The sequence below is a fragment of the Streptomyces sp. CA-142005 genome, from assembly GCF_050942335.1.
Taxonomy (GTDB): domain Bacteria; phylum Actinomycetota; class Actinomycetes; order Streptomycetales; family Streptomycetaceae; genus Streptomyces.
In genome coordinates this window covers 6555859-6579804 of record NZ_CP192078.1, presented here as the reverse complement: position 1 = coordinate 6579804, position 23946 = coordinate 6555859, and the positions used below count along the sequence as shown (strand labels likewise).

Genomic DNA, 23946 nt, shown 5'->3' with positions numbered 1-23946 from the left:
GTGAGCGACGCACGTCGAGAGCCAAGGCAACTCACGGAGCTCTCCAGCGTCCATGACTTCCTCGATGAGATTCGCCTCCGCCCGGGGATATGGCTACCCGGCGACTCCCTCCAGCGCCTGGAGTCCATGCTTATCGGCTACCGAGCCGCGATGGCCGTGCACGGCATCGAGGAAGACTTCGCGTTTTGGAGCCCCGGCACGCAAGGACCGTTCGCCGAGTGGCTATGGCAGCGCCTCGGCCGTCACAGCTCCCTTGGATGGGCTGTCGAGATCGAACGCGAGGCACAGGAGGCCGGTGTACCGGCGATCGAGCTGTTCTTCAGCCTGTGGGACGAGTACCGATGAGGGCCCCAGCCAACTGTCGGATCCCAGCTGATGCTTACATTCCGGTCCCAGGTGATGGTTGACGGTGGGCCTAGGGATTGTCCCGTCTCCAGCTACCCTCCTGTCATGGAGCAGGACTACCCCCTTGTCCGCACCGTCTTCCCGGAGCTCGTCACAGAGCTGATCACTCTCCTGGAGAACGAAGGAGAACCTGAGCTAGCCATCTGTGCATGGGATCTTCGGCTGGTTGACGAGTGCGGCTGCGGCGATGAGTTTTGCCAGAGCTTCCAGACAGCAGCTCATCCGCAGGGGGAGCCATACGGCGCCGGCCATCGGAGCGTGCCTCTCTTGCCCTCGCGAGGCATGCTGTGCCTGGACGTCGTGGATGACCGGATCATGTACGTCGAAGTACTCGATCGGCCACCTATGCACCGCCAGAGTGAGCGGCCGTGAGGTCGGCCTCGACAACCGACAACTCCACCAGCGCCAATCCCGGCCTCCCCACACACGCCGCAACGACGCGCACAGAAAAGCCGAACACGGCCACTGTCAACCATCAGCTGGGACCGAACTGTCAAGCATCACCCGGGATCGGACAGGGTCCCAGCCAACGGCGGGATAAGAGTTTCTCTACTTCATCAAGGCGGCTCGCTCCGCTCCCCGCGCGCGGCCCGGCCCCCGGCCGGGCCTGCGCTCCTGTCTCCGCCCCGCTCCAGCCCGGCCAGCGCCCAGGCCGCACACTGAGCAATCAGCCGCCCGATGCTAGATAGGGGGTGCACCGCTGCTGGGGCCGGTCGGCTCTACGCCGTGATCACGCAATCCCCCAAACTGTGCAGGCCACGGGCCAAGCCCAGTCCGTCGACCTTTGCTGAGCAAGTCGGAAGCCGGAAGTTACTGCACCAGATCTCTGATGAGACTCTTCATCTCAATCGGAATATCGCTCTCTGTCATCAGAGCCGCGATCTTCAGCCCATCACTGCGCTTATTGAAAGACAGATCGAATCGCTTGAAGAGCAGGTTCAGGATCTCATCCCCTGGCGCGATCGACATTTTCTTACTGGACCATTCCGCGGAGACTTCGTCAGAAGCACTTCCGTACAGAGAGGACAAACCCTCCTCTACCTTATTCAGCTCATCGCGCACGATTTCTAGTTGCTTGCGGACCGACTCAGCAAAGTCCTCCTCGCCTCGCTTGATCACCTTATTTCTGTCTGGAATGAAAGGCTTACAGACCTGCTTAAGAACCCGACGCTCAATAGCCGTCGCCAAGAGCTCATCCGACACTTCGTCGAGCACGTCACGAACCTCCTCGGCAGACGGCTGACTAGCACCATTCGACTTCTCAGCGATGAAACGCGAAAGAGCACTGGGGCACAGAAGGTAGTTTTCCATTTCTCTACGGTCAAGGAATTTAACCTCACTCACCCCCTCTACTCTCCCTTGCATCTTCTCGAAGTCCTCATTCGAGCGTTCATCACGATCGAGCACAAATATCGTTCGCACGTTCCGCCTTCTCAAGAAGGACAGCGTTGCAGACATTGCGTAATGCGTGAAGTTTCGAGCACCACCAGTCGTCACAAAACCGAGGGCAGCTTGCCCGAAGCTGCAATTGAGCGTATCGGCAAACGTCCTGATTATCTGTTCGTCCGAGGGGCCCTCTACGAAAACCAGACGATCAAACATAAAGAGAGAGCTCAGGCGGATACCCAGCTCCTGAGGAATCGCCTCTTCAGCCTCCCCGACGTCGAGAAGTTGGGCAACGGTATCAGGATCCTTTCGAACCATGTAAACGTTCTTAAGGGACCCGACGTCGAGGAAATTCGTAGAGTGAGTCGTAAGGAAGATCTGACAATCTTTGCTCACGTTCGTCATGTACTGCATAAGAGCAGTCTCAAGCGCAGGGTGAAGGTGCACCTCCGGCTCTTCCACGAGCATCACATGGGGCTTTTCAAACTCTCTATCAAGAATCAGGCGAAGAGACTCACGGATTCCCGATCCGTTCACTTGGACCAAGAAGTCATCCACATCAAGTTCGGCCACAACGCCCGCCTTGGAAGGGAGCTCGGGTTCGTCAGAGCTGAAAGCATCGATCTGAACGCCGAGCAAGCTGGAAACCACTGACTGAATACCTAGAAGAACATCCCCCTGCCCTCTACTCGTCTTCAGTTTGAGAATTCTACTTGCTTCCTCTTCTCCGATTGGCCTTCGATTCTCTGACAGGCTGTGAACTCGCAAACCGGCGATCTTACGAATCAAGGATGAGACATAATCTGGGACGACGGGGGAATCTCCGGAAAATGTGGTAAGCGGGTGTTCGATTGGCGCCGACGTGACCTGCTCCACTTTCTCTAGCAGGTGCTGCATTTGATCTCGGCAGTTGCGCTGAAAATCGCTGTAACTATTAGCGCCTCTAACAATTCGGAGCAAGGCTCCCTGATGCTTTCCGATTCGGTCAATTGTGTGCCGAATCATTGGGTTGATAGAACTCCCCCTCTCTTGGGTTCGCCGCCAGTCATCGGCATCAATAAGCCTAGAGAGGCGCTCGATCGCATCAATTTCAGACAAGGTTGACTTCTCCGTCGATACAGCCTTGGCGATGTCAATCGCACTGGCGCCTCCCATAGAAAAGATCTTGCTACTGGCTCCCAGCGGTGACCCTTCGAATTCAATAAGAGAGACGTAGCCCGTATTGATTGGGGCCTTAATGAAACACAGCTCAATCTTGATCAAACTACCGAGTGGCGCACCAAATAGGGCATTGCGCATTTGGGGCGCCTCTGACGAAATTGACTCCTTCAAGTCCTCCATCTCTTCATCATCAAGGCTGAGAGTCGCCGAGATCCGAACTGGTTCGTCAGTCTCCCTCAAGTGCCAGTCTGTGGTACGTGAAACCTCCGGGCTGACACTCGTGACCGCGCCTTCACTCTTAAAGAAATCAAAAAATACCCTTACGGCCTCCAGGATGTTCGACTTGCCGGAATTATTCTTCCCGATGAGCACATTCAATTGCCCGCAACCTTCTAGAGTGGCGTTTCGAATGCTACGGAAACCCGTCGCGTGCAGGGAATTAATCCTCATCGCATGGCCGCCTTTCTCTGGCATAGGAGAAAATCATCATAGGCTGAGTTGCGGCACGTTGTCTGGATGTTGCGAGAATCCGCTGAACGGTGAGTGTCTACGGCGCGATAACGCTGACGCGCGCGGGCGACGAGCACGGCGGTTTGCGGACCATGAGGGCAAGTCAGCGGCACGACAGCCCAGGCTGTGGCTTGGACATGAAGAAGTCGTCACTCAATGCGTCGCCATCGCCCTCAACTTGCTCTGAAGGACGGCAGCAGCGTGGCTGAGGCTGGTGGGATTGCAGCGAGGCACACGCGCGCCTGCTCGGTCGACGCACCCGCCATCGTGGCTGACTGTCGTCGGCTGGAGTCCAGGCATGAGCCCGCCGAGGCAGTCGCTGCAAAGAGCCTGCTGCTGTCTTTCGGTGAGGAGCAACACGAACGTCCATGAGTCATCGGCCCCCTGATCTGCCCCGGGTGAACCGCCCGGCACCAAGCGGGAGGACGATGGCCGGCGGACCTGCCGGACACTGTGGAGGTGTGCCGGTCGACATGCCTGGTGACGTTGGGTCGACCGGCCGGAGGAGCCGCTGGAGCCTTACTAGATGCCCCAGTTGTTCCAGTGACATCCAACGCTGACATCAACGACTCCTGACGGCGGCGGCATACGGCATCCGCGCACGGGCAATGGTGTACAAGGCGGACCCCGGCCAGGCGGAGGGAGGATCGAACTCCTAAAGCGGGTGTCGCAGGTTCGAATCCTGCCGGGGCACCAGGGAAGACGCCCCGGATCGATCTTGGCCCGGGCTTTTGGCATCCGAGGGGGTTCTGAGTCGAGCCGCGGTCAGCTCACCAGGATGCGCAACGCTCCTGCCAGGAGGCAGGACGCCCGCGATCCCGAAGCAGATCCGCATGGTGGTAAGACTTCGCCAGGTCTTTCCGTATGGGGTGCGCACCGCGTCTGCCCAGTCCCAGACCCATACGTCGGCGCCGCGGTAACCACACGCAACCGCCGTGCAGGCGCTGACCGCGAGCAGCAGCAGCAGACAGAGCACCCCACGAATGATCACGTTGTTCCCTCCCTCGAGCTGACGGTCTGCGTCGCATCGCGGCATTGTCGCAAGTGCGAAGGCGGGTGCTGAGCGTCCCTGATGTGACGGCAACGCTGACGGCAACGACGGCGGACGGCAGTGGCGCTCAGCAGCCCGAGGCGGAACTGGCGGACTGCCGTCGGATCTGCCGATCGCGGCTTGCCCGCATCTTCTAAGCTCCTGGTCGCTCATTGCGTCATGAGTAGGCATCCGGCGCCATTCTCATGAAGTTGCGGAATCAAGCGTCTGCCGCGCTGCGGTCGTGAACCGCTCTCGAATACCCTCGCGGGCTTCCTGGTTGCTCTTGAGCTCAGCGACGATCGCAGTCGCTTGGTCAAGGAAGACAGCAAATTCATCATTGTCCTCGTGCGCCTGAGCGATTGCAGCGTTAGCGAGTTCCTCGGCCCGTTCGAAGGCCTCGAACATCGCGTCCGCTCCAGGAGGCACTCGGACGTCCTCGATTGCCTCCGCCGTAAGCTCTTGCATCTGCCTTGCAGCCTCCTCCATGGCATCAACAGCGGATGCCATCGCTGGTAATGTCCCGCTGGTAATGCGTTCAGCTGCCGGCCGCTGCGACTCTGCGAGTTCCATGAGTTTGGTGGCTAGGTCCACGTCGCGCCGAATGCTGACGGCGAGCTCTTTCGCTGCCTGAGCCACCTCGGCTGGTCCTAGGATGTCGATCCGCCTCGCGCGCTCTGCCATGCGGCCAGTAGCTTCCTTCAGCGGGTTGATTCCCGGCGATTCGGAGTGCCCCGGCAGACCCACGGAGTCAATGATGCGAAGGCACTCATCCCAGGCTGCTAGGAAACCTTCGTACGCCTGAAGCCGCTGTTGCCGAAGCCAGTGGACTTGATCGACGTCGGCTTGATCGCGAACTTGCTGCAAGGTGACTTCCGCACTGATCAACGCGCCCTTCTTCGCGGCACGGGCACCAACGACTGTGCCAGCTAGTCCGAACACCGCAGCCACCAAAGCGAGAACAAGTTCCTTCATGAACAGACATCATGGCGGCGGCGGCCGTCAGGCGGAATGGGGCGTCTCACAGGCCTGGTTCCACAGCGCAAGAGGCTCCTCAGGTCGAGCCCGGAACCGTTCGGCTCTGACTAGCGCTGAGATTCCGACCACGGGAGCGCAGTCGGCGCTGGCCCACTTGGGAACCCTCGGCAGATGTCAGCCCACCTGCCCGGCTCGAACGGGCCAGCCCCCTCCACGACAGGCCGGTGCTGCAGATCCGGCCGACGCAGGAAGAATGAGTGTAGGACAGCGTTCAGCGTCCCCGAACTGGCGATTCACGCGCAGAGGTGCAGCAGGGATAAGTGTCTAACTGCGTGACAACGCCGACGAACAGCGGCGGACGAGCGCGAGCGTCTAGGGACCAGCAGCGCAGGTGAGAGCCACATCAGCTCAAGGCAGCGCCCCCATCCAAGTTGCTTCGGGACGAAGAGGTCATTCGGCTAAGGGCGCCACAGAGGGACGGTGGCTCGGCTTGTCCCGAGTGCAGTCGGCCCATGCAAATCCGGCGGCTGTTGCTCGCTGAGCGTGAGAGCTGCGCCCGTCGGCTCTCGACTGCGTGTCAGGCATCTAACATGGCTACATCGCCGCGCCGTTGCCTGCCGGCGTGAACGGGCGTACCTCAACAGGGCGCGCGCCCAGCTGGCCCTCTTCGGCAGTAGCTCCGGCTGGACTCGCGAGCCAGGATGGACACATGATGCATCGCAAGCCGTCCGCCAAAGTAGCCAGCATCGGTGTGACGCGAACGCAGCTCGCAGTCGAGGCCGGGCTGGGTTGGCTGTTCCGCGAGCAGCCAACAGAGGACTACGGCATTGACGCGCACGCCGAAGTCGTTGACGCGGATCTGGTCAAAGGCCGACTGCTTGCAATGCAGATCAAGAGTGGCTCTAGCTGGTTCAGAGAACGAGGACCAGGCGGTTGGTGGTTCCGGCCAGATGTCGAACACATCCAGTATTGGATAAATCACTCATTGCCCGTCGTGGTGGTTCTTTACCACCCAGAGAGGGAGCTCTGCTACTGGCAGATAGTCAACCGCGAGACTCTTGAAAAAGGTCGTCGGGGGGGCTGGAAGTTGCTGGTTCCTGAGGCCCAAGTGCTCGACAGCACCGCAAGGACTGCACTCAGCCAGGCCGCCGAGGGCGATCCCTACACGCTCCGCATTCGCGAACTACAGCTTGCACGACCGTGGATGAGAATGCTGGCCGAGGGCACGCGACTAGTGATCGACATTGAGGAGTGGGTCAACAAGTCCTCGGGTCGCGGCACGATTACCCTGGGGGTAGACAACGAAGACGGTAACGATCCTGAACAACTTGTAAGCTGGAACGTTTTTCTAGGGCTGTCTAGCTACGTCGAAGTAATTCCTAAGATGTTCGCTTGGGCCTACGTTGGCCTGCATGATGAAACTTACGATAACGCTGATTATGATGACTATCCCTTCAGCCGTGATGACTGGGGCGTTTTGCACCCATACATGAACTCATCCGGCGAGGTCGATTTCTACCGGCTAGAGCTTACGCTAAATGAGCTGGGTCGGGCCTTCCTGCTGGTCGACCAGTTCGCCTCAGAAGGGTCGAGACAGTTGACTGCATAACTACCTGACCTTTCCCGGGCTCACCGATTCCTAACGATGGCGCCAGCCGGTCACTGGTAGATCGTGAATGTGATCCCGATCAACCAGTAGTTGGTGTCACGCCTTGAGGGCGTAAGTCTTAGCAGCCTTGTCGATCTCATCAGCCAGAGTCCGGAGATCCGTTGAGAGCGCCTCGCTCCAGTCTTTGATGGGGCACTTGAGATCGACTCCTAGACTAGCGAGCTTCTCCACTTGGCTCCTCAACTGCTCCATGACAGCACGATGCTTAGTGAGCTTGTCGCGCTCGGTGGCTGCTTCGGCTTCTACGTCAGGCCAGGATCGCGCCGTGTACTCCAGTGCACCCACGAAAGTTTCTGTCGTGTGGGTTCGAACCGCTTCGTTTGCGAGCGGAAGAGCCTTTTTGAGTTCTGAGTGGGCGCGGCGAACCCTCCTCCGTTCGGCTTCGGCTGCCGCAGCCGCCCGCTTCTGCTTCGCTTGGGCGGCTTCCGACTCCGCGCTCAGTTCCCACTCCAACTTTGCGTGCCGGATCGCCTGCTTCTTACGGCGATCCGCCTTGCGTACCTTGACCTGGTCACGGAGGTCGTCCAGCCAGGCGTGAGCAGCACCCTTGGCTACGATGCGCCAGGCTGTCGTCAGCCCCCCGAGAAAGCCGGCCGCCGCCCCGATCAAGACTTCCACCAACATGCCGCGCCCCCAACGCCAACGTGTCCGCGTGACCGCAGATCGTAGCGAGGAGCGTAGTCAAGGTCGGCAGCGCGCACCACGACCGCACCAGACTGAGCAGAGAGCTGCGAGGAATTACGGTGAAAGCCGCTCCACCCAACCAGGCCCATGCGACACCGTTCGCCCAGGTCAACGCTCGTTCCGCCAAAAGATGCTTGCAGCGCCCAAGCTGAGGGCTCAGCACCGTAAGGGACGTGCCGGCCGTCGTGGCTGGCTCTGGCCGACGGCACTGGCAACGTGGTGGGGGCCGGTGGGGGTACAACGAGGCACACGCGGGCGTGATCGGTCGGCGCACCCGCCGTCGTGGCTGACTGTCGTCGGCTGAGGTTCGTGCCACAACCGTGCCAGATGCAGGGGTCAGCCACGGTTAACACCGGTGGCTCGCGGTCGAGTAGCCGCTTGCTTCCTCAACCGACAAAGTCGCAGCTGAGCCCGCAGATCACCCAGCCTCTCTCCTAACGCGGTGATGGGACAACGCTGATGGGTAGTTGAACAGGACTCCGAATCAAGTAGCCGGCTCACACACCTCTGCGCCATGCTGCTGCGGTGATCGAGATGGAGCAGCGTCTTCCTTGGCCGGTCCCGGACCCGCGCATGCGTATCACCGTAGGCGGTATCAACGAGGACGGCAGTGTTCGCATGATCGAGTACTCGGACATGCACCGTGTAGTTGAGGGTATGGAGGTTCCACCCGGCGCACCCGAAGCCGCAGCGTCAGTCTTGACCACTGCCCGAGAGCTCATGCGAATGAGTTTCTATCGCTGGGAGTTCATGGTGGTGTCCGTCTGCTGGTCTCTGTTTGCCGTCGAGACAGCGCTACGCGATCGGCTGTCCGCTCCTAAGAGGTCGTTTTCTCCCGATGTTTCATCCCGGAATGAGTGTTTGATCCCGTGGTGTCGGGTCGCGCCAGGAGATGGTGGCCTCGCCGGTGAGGCGGCGAGCCATCAGATCGGTCATGGCGAGGTGGATCATGGCTTCGGAGCGGGCGGGCAGGGTCTCGTAGTCACGGGCCAGGCGGCGGTGGAACATCAGCCATCCGTACGTGCGCTCCACGGTCCAGCGCTTGGGCAGCGGAGTAAATCCCCTGGTCCCGGGGGTGCGTTGGACGATTTCCATGTCGATGCCGAGGGCGGCGGCGTGCTCGACGAGGTGCTGGCGGTAGCCGCCGTCTACCCACACCTTGCGGATGGTGGGGTGGGCCGCGGCAACCTGGTCGACCAGGTGGGTGCCGGCGACTGAGTCCTGCACGCTCGCCGCCGTGACCAGCACCGCGAGGAGCAGTCCCAGGGTGTCGGTCACGATGCTCCGCTTGCGGCCGACGATCTTCTTCGCCGCATCCGTGCCCTGGTCGGTGGCCGGGACGCTGGTGGAGGTCTTCACGCTCTGTGCGTCGATCACGCACGCGGACGGCTCCGCTTCCTTGCCCTCCTTCTGCCGTAACAGCCTGCGCAGCACGCCGGTGAGCTGGGCGAAGATACCGTCCTTCTGCCACTTGGCGAAGTAGCCGTACACGGTTTCCCAGGGCGGGAAGTCGTGCGGCAGGTAGCGCCACTGCACCCCGGTGCGGTCCACGTACAGGATCGCGTTCATGATCTCGCGCAGGTCATGCTCGGGCGGGCGTCCGATGTTCAGCGCATACCGGTGTCGCTCGGTCCGCCAGGCACCCAACACCGGCTCGATCAACTCCCAGCGCGCATCGGAGAGATCACTCGGATACGCACGACGTTCGTCCATGACCTGGACGTACCGCCGATGAGGGCATGCGCCCAGGCGTGCAGCGCGAGCCGCGGGAGCACGAATACGTGACGGGCACCTTGGGATGAGACAGGCGCAAGCCGCACTCCGCCACAGCCGTCACCCCGTGGATCACTTCCGCCGCACCCACTCCACCAGACCCACCGTCGCGATGCCGCACCCTCGAAAGATGCAGGAGAAAGTGCACCTCAAGGGAGAAAACGACCTCTAAGAAGACCTTCGATCAACTGATCAAACTGGCCGTGGAGGAGGGTGTTCTCTCTGCCGACGTGGGTGATCGCCTTCACGCTGGACGAACCATCCGCAACCAGGTCGCACATGGTGAATCTGCGCACAGCGCCTACACGCTCGGATTGGCGGTCCCCATGCTGCAAGCCTCATTCGACGTGATCGGCCTGCTATACCCAACCGACTCGACCAACAGCACCAGTCAGCAGTCGTCCGCTGACATCCATCTTTGACATCAACGCTAGTGAACGACGGCGGCTGTCTACGTCTGAGGACGGCCGTCACACAGTCGCTCCATTGGCCCCGGCACACTCGGAGATCAAACTCCTAAAGCGGGTGTCGCCGCGCCGTGGCCAATCGACCCATCCCATAAGCGGCTTCTGGCATCGGCGCAGGTCAGTGGGTATCAGTGCGATACCGCGACGCTCCAAAAACCGTCACGCAGCGTGTACTGATCACGGTCTCGCCCCGTCGGTGGGCCGGTTCGACGGAACTGGCCCACCCGTTGCGCCGAAGCTCTAGGCTCGCCGTTATCGCCCCACCCCGAAGCGGAGCGGGGCGGGCAACTCAGACTTCGGCTCTGGGGGGACCAATGACCGTACCGACACTCTCGTTCAACGACGCCTCCGACGCGGATGACGCAGGCGAGTACATGTGGGAGGAAGACCTGCGCAAGCTGGCTCGCGAGCAGGAGGAGTACGAACGGGCGCGGATGGAGTCAGCCCAGACCCTTCGGAAGGCCGCCTACGCACTGATGGAGAAGGCCGCAGCAGAGGCAGATTCGGGCGAACGGAACCGGCTTATCGAACAGGCGCGGCTGAAGCTGCGCCTGGCCCATGATCCCCGCCCCCAGAGTCGCCAGGTGCTGGAGCGGCAGGAACAGATCATTGCCCGCTCCTGCGGGCGTCCCGCTGTGCTGTTGCGGCCCAGTCTCCCGGGACACCGGGAGACGTACCACACAGGCCCTGAATGTGGGCTCATTAGCGGCAAAGGCCGGCACTTGGAGGACTCAAGCTGGGCGCCGGTCGGTGAGGCCGAAGCCGCCGGGTATCGGCCCTGCGAACGCTGCGGAACGCAGGCGTAGAGGGCGAATCCGAGGTCGCTCGACAGTGGCCAAGGACGACCAACGGTTGCGCCCAGGGAAGTGGTGTACGGCTCGGCGTTCCTGAAAGCATCGAGGGACACGCCGCGGCACCCTCGCCCGGGCCGTCTCTGGGCCTTACTGGGGCGCACGACGTCAACCGACAACGACAGAAGCCCACGGCATCTGTACTGGTCAGAGCCGTGGGCTTCCTCAGCCTCGCTGGTCAGCGAGGCCGGTGATCAATAGATCGGCTACTGATTGCAGTGGCCAGCACTTGCCACGCCCATTGAGACCCCGCCTAACTTGCTTATCGACGACGTCACTGCCTTCTTCTGGCACTGACGGATGCAGCACCTTACTCGGATTCAAATTCCGCCTGGAGCTTAAGGGTGTTCGCATTTTCGGTAAGGATGCGTGCCTTATCGTCGGGGAAGCCGTCCGGCCGCTTGGCATGAATCTCTACAGTGATCTCCACTTCGGAGCCGACGAGGTCGAGGTGCGGGAGGATCTCGATGGCGTACTTGCTGGCGTTCTTGCTGTACTGCTCCGGGGTGAGCACTGCTCGGGCGTAGAAGCGGGTGTTACGGATGACGAGCTGTCGGGTCTGCTTCTCGCCGGTCTGAGCCGGGACGTGCACTCCGAGTCCCGAGGTAGTCTCGGCCGCCGCGGTGTCTCTGGGTGCGTCTGCGTCCTCGCTGGTCCTCTGCGCTGGTACGGCAGCAGCGGCCTCGTCCGCCTGCCGTTGTTGGATGGCAATGTCCGGCCGGACCAGGAGTGTGGAGTCGGTGATCTGCCCGAAGCGAGCGTCGCCTCCGGGAAGCACCAGCCCCTCGTACCGTGAGGCGGCCTGATCGTAGCCGGCGGCCAGGGCGAAGCCTTCCCTTTCCCAACCGATCATGTGCAGGACGTCCTCGACACCCTGGTCGAGGACCGAGCGGTCCCGCAAGCGGTTCATGTACGGATAGCGCGTGTGCAGCTCCCACAGCTGGCCGACGCTGATGTGGCCATCGCGTTCCCACAGGGAAGCGAGCGGGCCTATCAGCTTCTGGTGCAGCAGCGCCGGGGCCTGCTGCAGCCACAGCAGGGCCTCACGCTTGAGCCGCTCCGCGGTGCGCACAGCCAGATCCGGCTTGCCGGTCTCGACCTTGATGGCTTCCCACTGCACGGGACGCGCCGGGTCCTCACGCTGCTCGGGCACGATCGCCCAGTGGTAGGTCTCGGCGACACGCAGGTGGACCTTCTCGTCCGCTGCCTTGATGCGGCTCTCGGCCTGGCGGCGCTGGCTGGGGTTGAGGTCGAGTTCGTCGGCTCGGTCGAGAACCTTGCGCCAGCCGAGGTACTCGCGCGCGGCCTCCATCAGTTCATCCAGCCGCTTCTTGTCCGGGGCGAGGAAGACCAGCATGTTCCGGTGCGAGCGCTGCGACGGCCCGCGGGAGCCGAGGGCCTCGGCGGCGAAGAGCATCGCCGGACTGTCGTCCTTGTTCTTCGTGTGGTGGTGCTGCGGGTGCAGCAGGACGAGGCGCACCTCGTCTGTGTCGGGGATGTCGCCGGTGTGCTGCGGGGCCACGTGCACCCCGGAGAAGTCGCCGGTGCGGCGCTGATTGGACCCCAGGCGGCGGACGAGTTCGGCCCAGACGTCCTCGGGGCGCTCAACCAGCCGGTCCGCCTCGTCCTTGGCTATCCGGGTAACGCTTGCCTGGGTGTCGTACCAGTAGCGCTCCCCCTCCGAGTACAGGTAGGTGGACCGGTCGGCCAAGGTGTTCAGGGCGGTGCGGAAGTTGCCCATGCTGTCGCCGGGCATGGCCATCCCCAGGCGCACGTGCGGCTCGTCCAGGCCCTTGGTTGCGGCCTTCAGAGTGGCAGCCGAGCCCATGAACAGCGTGCGGGCGATGCGCCGGGTCATGGCACGCGCTCCCAGGAAGGTCTTCTCCTGGTCGATCTGGACCGGGGTGGAGTTCACGCCGTCCACGTCGGCGTCGAGGATGGGCTTCCACCGGTCCTCGAGGTAATGGGTCAGCTCTCCGACCACGCGCTGGTCGTTGAGAGGGATGTCACCCGGCATGATCATCGCGCTCTGGTTGTCGTCCCGCCACAGTGCGTGGATGACCGCGCTCATGAGCCGCAGCACGCCGCGGGTGCGCTGGAAGCGCTCGAGGGTGGACCAGTCCTCGTACAGCCGGGCAAACAGCTCGGGGTGGATCGGGTAGGTGGATTTGATGCGGTTCTCGTACTCGGTGCTGTCCACACCGGAGGGGAAGTCCGCCTTGTGCCCGGCGTAGAACTGGGTGAACAGCCGCGCCACCTTGTTGATGTCGGCCTGGGCGCTGCCACTCGGCGACTCGAACAGGCGGCGGCGCACGATCTCGAAGGACTCGTCGGCTTTCGCCGGCCGCCACGGCTCGGCTATGCGATGCAAGATGCGCTGCAGTCGCTCCAGCGCGTGTCGTCCGGCCGGACCGCCGATCTCGTTCTCATCCGCATCGATGGTGCCGTCATCGGAAGCAGGAATGGAGACGATCAGCTGAGCCCCCGAAACGGCCTGCACGGCCTCGGTGAGGGTCTGAGCGAAGGTGAAGTGGGTCTCGAACGATCCCCCGGACAGGTGCTCGGCGTCCACGAGCTGCCGGGCGTAGGCGACCCACTCGTCGACGAGGATCAGGCACGGGGCGTACGCGGCGATCACATCCTGCAGGGCCGCGCCCGGGCTGGTGCCGGTACGGTCGGCCTCGGCCACGATGTCGTACCCGGTACGGCCGCCGAGCTGCCAGGCCAGCTCGCCCCACAGGGTGTTGACTCGGGTGCCGTCAGCCTTGACCTCCGGCTGCCCCGGGCTGAAATGCGTGCCGACCAGGACCACCCGGCGCACCGGCTGCTTCGGCAGACCCGAGGGAGCCTCGGCGATCAGCTCGTGCATCTCCTGCGGCAGCTGCTGCGGCTGAAGCCCTGGGGCGAACAGGTGGTACAGGGCCAGCATCGAGTGGGTCTTGCCGCCACCGAAGTTGGTCTGCAGGTTGAACGTCGGCGGGGCATTGTCATCGCCGGATATACGACGCAGCGACTTGCCGAGCAGCTCCCGCAAGCCCTCGGTCAGATAGGTGCGCTGGAAGAACTCCACCGGGTCGGTGTACTCGGGGGCGCCCTCCCCCTGAGCGACCTGAGCGAGGTTGGCGGCGAACTCCGAGGCGTTGAAATCCCCCCGGGCTACATCCTGATGCGGGGTGAGGACCGCACGCCAGGGCTTGAGACCCTCCGCCGCCACGGCCGGGGCGGCGGCGGCCTCGCGGGTGGCGCGCTTGGTCTCCGCCTCGATCACAGCCCGCTGATGCTCCAGCCGGGAGCGGCGCACCTGCTCGATGAGGTCCTTACCGGCGCCGACCGCGGTCAGCAACCGCTCTGCGGTGTCCAGGGCGCGGCCGGTGTCGTCGGAGTTGAAGGGCTCGTTGTGCGCCCACTTGTTGCGGGTGTCGTTCAACTCGCCGACGTAGTTGCGGGCGGCCGGCGGCAGGGCGTGGCGGAAGTAGGAAGCCCAGTTCCGCAGCATGGTCTGCAGCAGGAACTGCGGATCCTGCTTGGAGGTCAGACTGAAGCCGCCCTCCCGAGCCGTCGCAACAGCGTCATCGAACCAGGTCTCGCCCTGCCTCCGGGTCATCTCCCGCTCGACGAGCGGGAGCAGCCCGTCGGGCAGCAGCTCGATCATCCGGCCGATCCGGTCGCGGTTGCTCAATGCCATCGTGTTCGCCGTCCTGCCTATCCTGTCCGCCGCGCCCGGTACCCCACCGTGCGTGGTGTCGTCGTTCTGCACGTGCCCCTCCCCCCTGCATCGCCTTTCGGCGACCGTCAGAACAACTGGTCCTCATCCTCGTCATTGCTGCCGGAAAACAGCTCCGACTGGGAAGCCACGCCGCCACCCCGCTTCTCCGCTGCGCGCGCTGCCATCTGCAGATCCGGCCAGGAGCTGACAAGGTTGTTGAATCGCCCACCGCTCTCTGACCAGTTGTTGGCGTCGCAGACGCGGTAGAGAAGGTAGGCGAGTTCACGGACGGCGTCTTCGTCGATCCGGGCCCGTGCCCGTGCCAAGAGCGTCCCGGCAGCCTCTACGCCACCCTTGCTCTCAAGGAGGCGTGAAAGGTGCAGAGTCACGGCCCAGACCGAGATGCGATGATCTTCCGCTGGGTCATAGGTGGGGGATAGATCGGCCGGTTTGTGCAGCCCGACCTTTCCTCCGCGGGCCTTGAGCACCCCGGCGTCTTCCAGACCGCTGATCGAGGTGATGTAACGCTTGCTGAGCGTTTCGGCGTCGCCATAGGGGCCCTGGTCCCAGTGGTACTGCTTGAACCAGTCCAGGCACCAGCGGGTGTCGTTGTCCACATCCCCTTCCTGCTCAGACTGCACCTCAGCGAGTACGTCATTGATCAGCGCGAGGGCAGTGCGCACGCGCATAGGGGAACCATCCGGCTCCGTGATCTTGGAGTATTGGGAGTAGACAGCCATGCCGGGGCCAATTGCCGACTGGGCCAGGTCGACTGGTGCAACGTTCCCGGACTGCAGATCTCGGACGGCCTGGGGCAGTTCGTCCCGGAGGGCATTAACGAAGCCCCGCAGGGTCGTAGACCCTGCACTCTGCGGACGTGGGCGACAGGCCAGCACGATGGAGGACGCTAGGGAGTTCCGCCCGTTCACGCGCAGTCCAACTGGCCGCTCGGTGCGCATCGGCCAGGTAGCCGTCACCTCGTATCCAGCCTGGATCAGCCCCTCCAGCATCGTCTCCCAGCCGGTGGAGGCGGTGCCCTCGCTGCTACTTGTCTCCTGCTGTTTGAAGGCGTAGTAGACAGTGATCGGATAATCATCGGAGGCCTGGTCTCGAATGTTGTTAAAGACCTCGATGAAGCCCTTCTCGAAGTACCGACTGGCTTCCAACTTGGAGGCGTGGCGGGTAACCTCCGCGACCAGCTCGGCTGCCTTCGGAGTGAGGACGGTGCCCAGTTCGTCGAATCCAAGCGGTCTGAGCGTCTGACGTAGCCAGACGTAAAAGAAGTCGGAGAGATCCGCGTAGATGACGTTGTCGTAATAGGGCGGATCGGTGCTGACGACACCTCCGGCGGGGACCGTTGCAGTACGCGCATCGGACTGCACAACGCGGCCCTCAGGATGGGCAGGGAGCTCCTTCAGCGCGTTGACGAGGTATTCGACCTGTCCGAGGAAGTTGCCTGAGGATTCACTGAACGGGTTCGCCTCGGCGGTGGTCCAGATGAAGCTGAGCGCCTGACGGGCGAAGACCTGCTCAACCTTCTCCCCTCCAGCGTTCCAGAAGGACAACTGCGACGAGCGGTTTGCAGCGCGGCTGACCGCCAGGGCCAGATACACCCCGACGCTGCGCGCGTAATCCGAGGCCCGCTCGGCGCTCATGCCTTGGTCGAGTGCATCCTTCTCCGCCTGCTGCCAGGCCAACTGGGCCTTGCGGCTCAAGCATTCAAGGGTGACCAGCTGGCGGTCGAGGAAGAGCTGGTGGTGCTTGAGGATGCCATACGCCTGCACACGGAATCCCGCAACCTTGCCAGGTAGATCGGTGTCGAGCACGTCCGGCCGCTCTAGCCCAGATGCGGCCTGCACCTGCTGCTCGTCGAACGGCACGTAGTGCCGCTGACGTTTACCAGCCGTGGCGACAGCCAGCGGAGTATCCGTGATCCGACCGAGCTTGCCCTGCGCGCGGACGTAGCTCAGGGGGAACGACTCGCCGCAGGTCAGACAGCGCCCACTGGTGCGCTCCACAGTGGGAGCCTCGGAGTCGCCGTCACCATCTTCGACTCCGAACCGAGGTGCCATCCCGGGACGGGTCTCCTCAACGACGAGCCGAACCTTCTTCTTGGCCTTGTTGCACAGCAGGAAACTGTTGATCAGCGGAGCAGGACTGCCGCAGGCAGGGTTCGGGCACTGCACTGTACGGGCCCAAAACCACGCCACCGCGGGCAACGTCGTGCCGTCGGGCATCCGCACCTTGGGATAGAGGTGTCCGACCTCTTGCTCGGCCATCTCACGCATGAGTCGGGCGTAGTACGCGACGTCTGCAGCAAGTCCACGCGCGCCGGACCACGTACCGTCCAGCTTCTCTTGCCGCGCGGCCGAGACCGGCGGCTGGCCAACCCACTTCGGCGGTACCTCGATCATCGCCTTGTTAATGAGGACCGGCACGGGGTTGAGGTCGCTCGCGTGTGACTCGAGCCCGAGCCGCTGGGCCTCCAGGGGGATCGTTCCACCGCCTGCGAAGGGGTCGAGCACGGGTGGTGGGTTACCGCCGCAGGATTTCTGTATCTCTTCGCGCACTTCACGCATGATGCGCTCGTCGTGGGTGGCCTCCCATGGCACCATGCGCTCGATGAGGTTGAACAGCCGTGCCCGCTCGCGCTGCTGGTCTTCCTCGGTGGGGAACTTGTCCGGGTGGGAGGATGGGTCGTCCACGAGCTGTGCGAAGAGCACCGCGCGCGCAGCAGCAAGGGGTCGTCGGGCCCACCACAGGTGCAGCGTGGAGGGGTGCCCGTGCCGAATGGACTTCTCCCGGGCAGCCTCTCGGTTGATCACCTCTAGGGGCAGAGCAACCTCGATGAGCTTCCGCCGGCGCGGTGTCGCGTTGTTCTCGTTCACGGCGCTCATAGCGGAGCTCCTCCTTTGTTCCAGGCATCGTGCCAGTGCAGGACGATGCCTTCGGTTCTCAGATCGCCGAACTCTGTGTCGGCGAAGGCGTCGATCAGGTAGCGCAGGTCATCGTGCTCGGGCCCGCCGGGGTGGACGGCCACGAGCGCGAGCCGGTGCTGGTCGCCGCGGTTCTTGGCCACCAGCACCTCGTTGCGGCTCACATAGAAGTCCTGGGCACCGGCCCGGCGTCCCTTGACCTCGATGTGGATGAGGTGACCGTCCGGCGTGAGTGAGCGAATGTCGTAGCCGGGGTTGTTGTGTGCCATCTCCTCGGGGATGCGTCCGAGTTCTTTCTCGGCTCGGAGCACTGCGGCGATGGCCCGCCGGTCGGTCTCGTAGCCGTCGCTCGCCCGCATCGGCGCCGGTCCTGTCGCGCCCAGGGCCTTGGCGAGCCAGCTCACCGGTACCACCAGGGCGTAGCCAGCCACGACGGGGGGTCGGGGGTGGAGGGCGGCGTCCTTGTCCAGCTCCTCCAGGCGCTTGGTGCGCCGGTGTTCCAGCTCTTCGGCCCAGTTTCTGGCCTTGTCCGGCTTGTGGCGTACGCGTTTGCCGGCGGCGAGGTCCTGTTCGAGTTTTCCGGCTTGCGCGTGCCAGTAGTTGATCTCGTGTTTGAGGCGCTGTTCGACCTGGGCCCGGGTACGGGTGACAGCTGGCAGGAGGCGGTCGCGTGCCCGTCGCAGGTGTTCGGGCAGTGCTTCGCGGATGGCCCAGTCCAGGGCGGGGGCTTCGCCGCCGTCGTGCAGCCAGGCCTGGTCAAGTAGGGCCTGGGCGGCCTGGGCCTCGGCCGGTGTCGGGGGGCGGTAGTCCAGGTATGGGGCGGGGCCGGCGTTCCTGGCGGTGCCGTCGGGCAGAAGTTCGGTGAAGGCGAAGGCCCGGTCGGCGGTGCGGCCGTGGCCGTCGGTGATCTCCTGCGAGAGGGCCACCAGCAGCCGGGGGTGCTCGCCCGCGTCGGCGGCGTCGACGAGGATTGCGCCGCGGCTGAGCAGGTCGGCGTGCTGGGCGATGACCTGGTCGAGGACGACGTCGAAGAGCGGGTGGCCGGGGGCGATCAGGTCTGCGCGGGGCTTGCCGGGGGCGCTGATGCGGTCGCGGTCGAAGCAGACTCGTTCGTACTTGCGTTGCACGGCGCCGCCGAGGCCCGTGAACCGGGCAGGGTCGCGCAGGGCCGCTGGCACGTGGGTGATCTCGAAGCGGTCGGCCTCCCGAGGCATCAGCCGCCCCCCGGCGCGTTCAAAGGCGTCCCGGAAAAACGCCTGCACGTAGTGCGGGTGCAGGCGGCGGGCCTGGGCTTCCTCCATCCGTAGACGGATGGCGTCGACGTCCTCCAGGCCCATGACCTGGGCGTCGAGCGCCAGGCCCTGGATCAGGTCGACGGCGCGCTGCCCGACCCGGGCGTCGATGACCTCATCGAGCTGGGCCTTGACCTCGGGCCGGTCGCCGTAGCGGATGGCGCGCACGAGCAGCTCGCGCAGCGGCTGTCCGTCGAAGATCTCGCCGAGGACGTTGTAGACCTTGCCGTCGTAGGCCTTGTTCTGCTGCTCGATCTTGTCCAGCAGACGGTGGAAGACCTGACCCTCCCGGGTGTTGTCGGCGACCAGGTTCCACAGATGGCAGACCTCCGCCTGGCCGATGCGATGGATGCGGCCGAAGCGCTGCTCGATGCGGTTGGGGTTCCACGGCAGGTCGTAGTTGACCATGAGGTGGGCCCGCTGCAGGTTCAACCCCTCACCGGCCGCGTCGGTGGCCAGGAGCACCCGCACGTCCGGGTCCTGGTTGAACCGGTCCCGGATCGCACGCCGCTGCTCGCGGGGGGTGCCGCCGTGGATGGCCACAACTGCGTCGACGCGGCCGATCAGGGCGCGGACCCTGCGGGCCAGGTAGTCCAGGGTGTCGCGGTGTTCGGTGAACACGATGAGCTTGCGCGGGCGGCCGTCAGCATCGCGCAGGTGGGGGTTGTCCTGGAGCAGCCCGGACAGCTCCCGCCACTTGCGGTCCTCGCCCAGGGCCAGCACGCTGGCTGCGGCGTGTTCCAGCTCCCGCAGCTGCCTGATCTCCTGCTCCAACTCGGCGACGGTGAGCGCGGCCGAGGCGGAGTCGACGACCTGTTCCTCTGCCTCCTCCAGTTCCGCGCCGGTCAGGTCCTCGAGCTCGGCGTCCCAGTTCTGGCCGTCTTCGCCCCCGCTCAGGGTGCTTAGCGCGGTGTCCTGGTAGGGCGGGACGAGGGCGCCACTCGCGTCCGGTACGGCGGTGTGCCGGGCGGCGAGCAGCTCGGCGCGCTTGGCTTCCAGCCGCCGGCGGCGGCGTTCCAGGGATTTGGCGATGGCCTCTGGGCTGGAAGCCAGGCGGCGCTGGAGCACGGTAAGGGCGAAGCCGACCTGGTTGCCACGGCGGCCATCGAGCCGCTCGGCGCGGTTCATCTCCTCCCGCACGTAGCGGGTGACCTGCTCGTACAGCTCCTGCTCGGCCGACGACAGTTCGTAGGGGACGGTGTAAGCGCGGCGCTCGGGGAAGAGCTTTTTGCCGTCGAAGGTGAGCAGTTCCTCCTTGACCATGCGGCGCATCAGGCCAGAAGCGTCGTGCTGGTGCACGCCATCCCGGTACTTGCCGGCGAAGCGGTCTCCGTCCAGCAGGGCCATGAACAGCTGGAAGTCTTCCTCCTTGCCCGCATGCGGGGTCGCGGTCATCAGTAGCAGGTGCCGGGTCACCCGGCCCAGAAGGCGTCCGAGCTCGTAGCGCTTGGTGGTTTTCAGCTCGGCACCGAAGTAGTGAGCGCTCATGCGGTGAGCCTCATCCACGACCACCAGGTCCCAGCTGGACTCGGCCAGGCGGCTCTGCAGGTCCTCGGAGCGGGCAAGGGCGTCCATACGGGCGATCAACCTGGGGTGCTTGTCAAAGACATTGGCATCCACGGTGGCCTCTACCAGCTGCTTCGACAGCAGCGTGAAGTCCAGGCCGAACTTCTCTTGCAACTCGTCTTGCCACTGCTCGACCAGGCCGCCGGGCGCAACGATCAGGCAGCGCTCCAGGTCTCCGCGTAGGGCGAGTTCCTTAACGTACAGGCCCGCCATGATCGTTTTTCCTGCGCCGGGGTCGTCGGCCAGCAGGAACCGCAGCGGCGTACGCGGTAGCAACTCGTTGTAAACCGCTTGGATCTGATGGGGAAGCGGGTCCAGCAGGCTCGTGGACACCGCGAGCATCGCATCACCGCGGGCAGCCATACGTATGCGCAGGGCCTCGGCAGCCAAGCGGAACAACTCAGCGTCAGCGTCGAACCCTCGATCGCGCGCCCCGGGCTCGCCGATGGTGAGTTCGCTCTCCCACTCCCCATAGAGGATCCGCTCATCCACCGAGCCGTCCGCACGACGGTAGGTGAGCCGGACAGCGGTCCCCCCGAACATCTCTACCGCCACTACCGTGACGTCCGCCCCCGGAACCACGCCACCGACCACCATGCCTGGAGCCAGGTCCCCCAACTGCAAACGCACGCCCCCCATCTGTTGCCCTCCCCAAGCCACAGCACTCACTTGCAGAGCCTCTGACATTTCGTCAGGTAATCCCATAATCAGCGTAGGCCCTTTGCGCCTCGAGGTCACTCCCCGATCGCTGCAACTCCACTGAGATCACTTGGCACTTTGCGTCATCTGAGTACCCGTCCGACCGGCAAGGGAACGCTGCGCGCAGCAAAGATGCCTTGACCCCCACCACCGCCGCGCAGAGGAACCCGACGGAGATACACGCTATCTTCACACTACACACGCATTCGATACTTGTGCTGCAACTGTGATCTTGCCTCGCGGGCAAAAATGGGTCAGACGTCTCCGAGTCGTTGCCCACGTCAACCTCGGGCTACCCCCGCATCTGCATCCAGGGGAGCCCAGCGGGCCGGAGGCCGTACACCAGCGGACTAAAACTCGTCGACGGTCATGGACCACCTGTGGACTCGGCCGAGCCTTTTTACGTGACACAGGTCCTTGACCAGCAATGACGCCGGATTCCCAGACGCCCTCCGGAGCCGTGTGCGCAGGTTCGAATCCTGCCGGGGGCACTCGCCGAGGATCAGCAGAAGTCAGGCGCTGACCAGGGCGGATGCCGACATGAAAGAGCCGGAGACAGTCTCACTGTCTCCGGCTCTTTCTCGTTGCCTCTCAGCTCGCGACACACCTCCAACACACTCCTGGCACCGTGGTGGCACTGGCATCCCTCGCTCCGCGTGATCGCTCTCAAATCGGTTTCCGCTCGCCTCACGCGTTCCTAGGCTCATCTGGGGCCGGGTTCGGGATCTCGAAGGCGACACCGTGGCGCTACGTGACGAGAGCCTCGAAGTCCTGGCTGCCTGGGCACCCGGCCTGCATGAGGCCCTTGTCGGGCTGAGCGAAGGGGATTTCGTCATCGTTGACGGGACGCTCATCCGGACCGACCGTGTCAGGGCGGTCGAGCCGTACTACTCCCAAAAGCACAGGCACCACAGCATGAACGTCCAGGTGATCGCTGCCCCGGACGGCAAACCCCTATGGTTCTCGCGTGCGACACCAGGACGCACCCACGACCTCACCGCGGTCGCGCTCACGGCATCATCCAAGCCTGCCTCACACGGCAGATCCTCGTCTTCGCCGACCACGCCTACCGGGGCGGCGCCGGCGCCACCGTCCGCACCCCCTACAGGAACCACCGCGAACAACCTGAGCACTATCAGCAGTTCGACCGCGACCACGCCCGACTACGGGCCCCCGGCGAGTGCGCCTTCGCAGCTGAAGTCCTGGCGGCTGCTGCGACGAGCCCGATGCTCCACCGCCGCATCGGCACCGCCGTTCAGGGTGTTCACGTGCTTTTGACCTGCGACTATTCAAGATGAAAGACGTTCACTGGGACCGCAAGAACCTTCAGCAGATCGAGGAAATAATGGCTTGCTGCCGGTCAGGCCGCTCCCCGCAGTGTCCACCGGGATTCCACCCGGCACCGGGAGTCTGGCCCTGTTCCCCAAGGAAGTCTCCGGGTGCTGACCATCTCCGGAAGGGCATCGCTCGCACTGTGCAACATCAGCTAAAGGTTCGTCCCGCAACTGCTCGGCGGTTGCGGGAGGAGCCGTCTTCAACACCCACGAGTCATCGAAGGGTCAGATGTTCCACAGCTGGGAGTTGCCGCCGGTGCACGTGACGAGCTGGACGCGGCCCGTCGGCCCTTCGCCGAGGCAGGTGTCGGTCACGTTGTTGATCAGCTCGAAGCCCGAGCGGGTAGGGGCCATTACCCAAAGGGCTGCCTTGTCGTCGGACAAGCACTGCCGCATCGTTGCCGCACCGTTGCGGGCGACGAGACAGAGCCTGTCACCCGCGTTTTGCCGCAGCTCGGTGAGCTGGAAAGTCTGGCTGTTGATCAGCCAGGTCTGGTAGCCGCCCCCGTTGCACCCCGTGGCGTAGACCCCCTTGTCGGCCGCGTAGTCCAGACAGTGGCCCGTGGCCAGGTTCTGGAAGTGAACGTACTGCGACGTCGCGCTCGCGGACGTCGTGCTCAGCCCCCAGCTCAGTGCAACGGCCGCAGTCACGGCGGCAATTCGCTTCATCATCTCGGTCCCCCTCGGCCGATTCCGGTGTGGCAAAGCGCCACTGAGCAGTAAACAGGGATACCAGACGGAAGGTGCGCCAACGGCCGAACCCGGCCGCCGTTTCCGTCGGAGCCAGTGGGCGGCGAACGACGACGGACAGTCGGTGGAGCAGCACGTTCGTCAGCCCGAAGCCGGTCTGCCAGTAGTTCTCATCCGAGCCGAGATCGTCCGCGAGCTCCTCGGCACGGTTCAGCAGTGCCGTTGCGGTGGGCCGGTCCTGATGGCGCGCCGCCGCGACGGCTGCACGCAGGTGGATCATTCCCAGCAGGCTGAGTGCCGCCGGATTGTGATCGGTCACCTGAGACGACAGCCAGGCTGCGGCCGTGTTGCCGAGTTCGAGGGCATCGTCATAGCGCCCGTTGGTCAGCAGGGCGCGCGTACCCGAACGTGCGGCGGACGCCAGCACGAGCGGGTCGTCCGACTCGTCAGCGGCTCGCATCGCGCGCTGGGCAGCGAGCTACGCGATGTCCGACTCACCGATCTTGGCGAGTGTCGTAGCCGCCAGGTGGTGCGTGCGGGCCGACACTGCCCAGCAGTCGCCACGGTCATCGCCGCGGCGCGCCGCTCGCTCCTCCAGCTCCTGAGCCGTCTGAAGCAGGGCGGGCAGTGCAGCGATGACGCTGCCCAGTCGACCGCCCTGGTAGTCGTCCCACGCATACTCCACGCGCACATGTCAAGCAGCGACTCGCCGACACTTCCCGGCGACCCACCACCACCGCGGGTGACTAGGCGCCAGAAGATCACCTGCAAAGGCTAACTGCGATTCAACTTCCTCTGATTACAAGGTG

Annotated in this window: 13 protein-coding genes and 1 pseudogene; 5 read left to right on the top strand and 9 right to left on the bottom strand. The window is 63.9% G+C overall.

Features of this window, described 5'->3' with window-relative positions; translation table 11 throughout:
- Together ACQPXS_RS30770 and ACQPXS_RS30765 are read left to right on the top strand one after the other, a co-directional pair.
- Positions 1 to 345, top strand: coding sequence for a hypothetical protein (locus ACQPXS_RS30770; RefSeq protein WP_433452516.1), 345 nt, complete (start codon positions 1 to 3; stop codon positions 343 to 345).
- Between the two features lie 105 nt (positions 346 to 450).
- Positions 451 to 777: a hypothetical protein gene (locus tag ACQPXS_RS30765; protein ID WP_433452515.1), complete on the top strand. Its 327-nt coding sequence runs from the start codon at positions 451 to 453 to the stop codon at positions 775 to 777.
- 438 nt (positions 778 to 1215) lie between these two features.
- Here ACQPXS_RS30765 and ACQPXS_RS30760 read toward each other — a convergent pair whose 3' ends face one another.
- A complete protein-coding gene (locus ACQPXS_RS30760) occupies positions 1216 to 3426 on the bottom strand; it encodes an ATP-dependent nuclease (protein ID WP_433452513.1) in 2211 nt (736 codons plus the stop codon).
- A gap of 1270 nt (positions 3427 to 4696) precedes the next feature.
- Positions 4697 to 5467, bottom strand: coding sequence for a hypothetical protein (locus tag ACQPXS_RS30755; RefSeq protein WP_433452511.1), 771 nt, complete (start codon positions 5465 to 5467; stop codon positions 4697 to 4699).
- A 712-nt stretch (positions 5468 to 6179) separates the two neighbouring features.
- Between ACQPXS_RS30755 and ACQPXS_RS30750 the strand changes: the two genes are divergently transcribed.
- Positions 6180 to 7079 (top strand): DUF4365 domain-containing protein, encoded by a 900-nt coding sequence (locus tag ACQPXS_RS30750; protein ID WP_433452510.1) that lies wholly within the window; start codon positions 6180 to 6182, stop codon positions 7077 to 7079.
- Between the two features lie 96 nt (positions 7080 to 7175).
- Here ACQPXS_RS30750 and ACQPXS_RS30745 read toward each other — a convergent pair whose 3' ends face one another.
- Positions 7176 to 7763, bottom strand: a complete 588-nt coding sequence (locus ACQPXS_RS30745) for a hypothetical protein (protein WP_433452509.1) — start codon at positions 7761 to 7763, stop codon at positions 7176 to 7178.
- Between the two features lie 903 nt (positions 7764 to 8666).
- Positions 8667 to 9536 (bottom strand): IS5 family transposase, encoded by an 870-nt coding sequence (locus ACQPXS_RS30740; protein WP_433452507.1) that lies wholly within the window; start codon positions 9534 to 9536, stop codon positions 8667 to 8669.
- Between the two features lie 841 nt (positions 9537 to 10377).
- On the opposite strand from ACQPXS_RS30740, the gene ACQPXS_RS30735 reads away from it, so the two are divergent.
- Positions 10378 to 10869 (top strand): hypothetical protein, encoded by a 492-nt coding sequence (locus tag ACQPXS_RS30735; RefSeq protein WP_433452505.1) that lies wholly within the window; start codon positions 10378 to 10380, stop codon positions 10867 to 10869.
- 355 nt (positions 10870 to 11224) lie between these two features.
- Here ACQPXS_RS30735 and ACQPXS_RS30730 read toward each other — a convergent pair whose 3' ends face one another.
- From ACQPXS_RS30730 to ACQPXS_RS30720, 3 genes are all read right to left on the bottom strand, one after another.
- On the bottom strand, positions 11225 to 14599 hold the full coding sequence (locus ACQPXS_RS30730; RefSeq protein WP_433452504.1) for a DUF499 domain-containing protein: 3375 nt from the start codon (positions 14597 to 14599) through the stop codon (positions 11225 to 11227).
- A gap of 107 nt (positions 14600 to 14706) precedes the next feature.
- A complete protein-coding gene (locus ACQPXS_RS30725) occupies positions 14707 to 17517 on the bottom strand; it encodes a DUF1156 domain-containing protein (RefSeq protein WP_433452503.1) in 2811 nt (936 codons plus the stop codon).
- The gene (locus ACQPXS_RS30720; RefSeq protein WP_433452502.1) at positions 17514 to 21152 is read right to left on the bottom strand and encodes a helicase-related protein; all 3639 of its coding nucleotides are present in this window, start codon (positions 21150 to 21152) and stop codon (positions 17514 to 17516) included. The genes ACQPXS_RS30725 and ACQPXS_RS30720 overlap by 4 nt, the downstream gene beginning before the upstream one ends.
- A 670-nt stretch (positions 21153 to 21822) precedes the next feature.
- Between ACQPXS_RS30720 and ACQPXS_RS30715 the strand changes: the two are divergent.
- Positions 21823 to 22411 (top strand): annotated as a pseudogene (locus tag ACQPXS_RS30715) (transposase family protein); the annotation flags it as partial.
- Between the two features lie 261 nt (positions 22412 to 22672).
- On the opposite strand, the gene ACQPXS_RS30710 reads toward ACQPXS_RS30715, so the two are convergent.
- Positions 22673 to 23119: an RICIN domain-containing protein gene (locus ACQPXS_RS30710; protein WP_433452500.1), complete on the bottom strand. Its 447-nt coding sequence runs from the start codon at positions 23117 to 23119 to the stop codon at positions 22673 to 22675.
- A 496-nt stretch (positions 23120 to 23615) separates the two neighbouring features.
- Positions 23616 to 23822 carry a hypothetical protein gene (locus tag ACQPXS_RS30705; protein WP_433452499.1) on the bottom strand — a complete coding sequence of 69 codons (207 nt, stop codon included), beginning with the start codon at positions 23820 to 23822 and terminating at the stop codon, positions 23616 to 23618.
- Positions 23823 to 23946: the final 124 nt, after the last annotated feature.

Excerpts from the sequence above, each read along its gene's own strand:
- ACQPXS_RS30710 (WP_433452500.1), bottom strand. The coding sequence starts at position 23,119 with ATGATGAAGCGAATTGCCGCCGTGACTGCGGCCGTTGCACTGAGCTGG.
- ACQPXS_RS30735 (WP_433452505.1), top strand. The coding sequence starts at position 10,378 with ATGACCGTACCGACACTCTCGTTCAACGACGCCTCCGACGCGGATGAC.
- ACQPXS_RS30725 (WP_433452503.1), bottom strand. The coding sequence starts at position 17,517 with ATGAGCGCCGTGAACGAGAACAACGCGACACCGCGCCGGCGGAAGCTC.
- ACQPXS_RS30760 (WP_433452513.1), bottom strand. The coding sequence starts at position 3,426 with ATGCCAGAGAAAGGCGGCCATGCGATGAGGATTAATTCCCTGCACGCG.
- ACQPXS_RS30750 (WP_433452510.1), top strand. The coding sequence starts at position 6,180 with ATGATGCATCGCAAGCCGTCCGCCAAAGTAGCCAGCATCGGTGTGACG.
- ACQPXS_RS30740 (WP_433452507.1), bottom strand. The coding sequence starts at position 9,536 with ATGGACGAACGTCGTGCGTATCCGAGTGATCTCTCCGATGCGCGCTGG.
- ACQPXS_RS30755 (WP_433452511.1), bottom strand. The coding sequence starts at position 5,467 with ATGAAGGAACTTGTTCTCGCTTTGGTGGCTGCGGTGTTCGGACTAGCT.
- ACQPXS_RS30765 (WP_433452515.1), top strand. The coding sequence starts at position 451 with ATGGAGCAGGACTACCCCCTTGTCCGCACCGTCTTCCCGGAGCTCGTC.
- ACQPXS_RS30730 (WP_433452504.1), bottom strand. The coding sequence starts at position 14,599 with ATGGCATTGAGCAACCGCGACCGGATCGGCCGGATGATCGAGCTGCTG.
- ACQPXS_RS30745 (WP_433452509.1), bottom strand. The coding sequence starts at position 7,763 with ATGTTGGTGGAAGTCTTGATCGGGGCGGCGGCCGGCTTTCTCGGGGGG.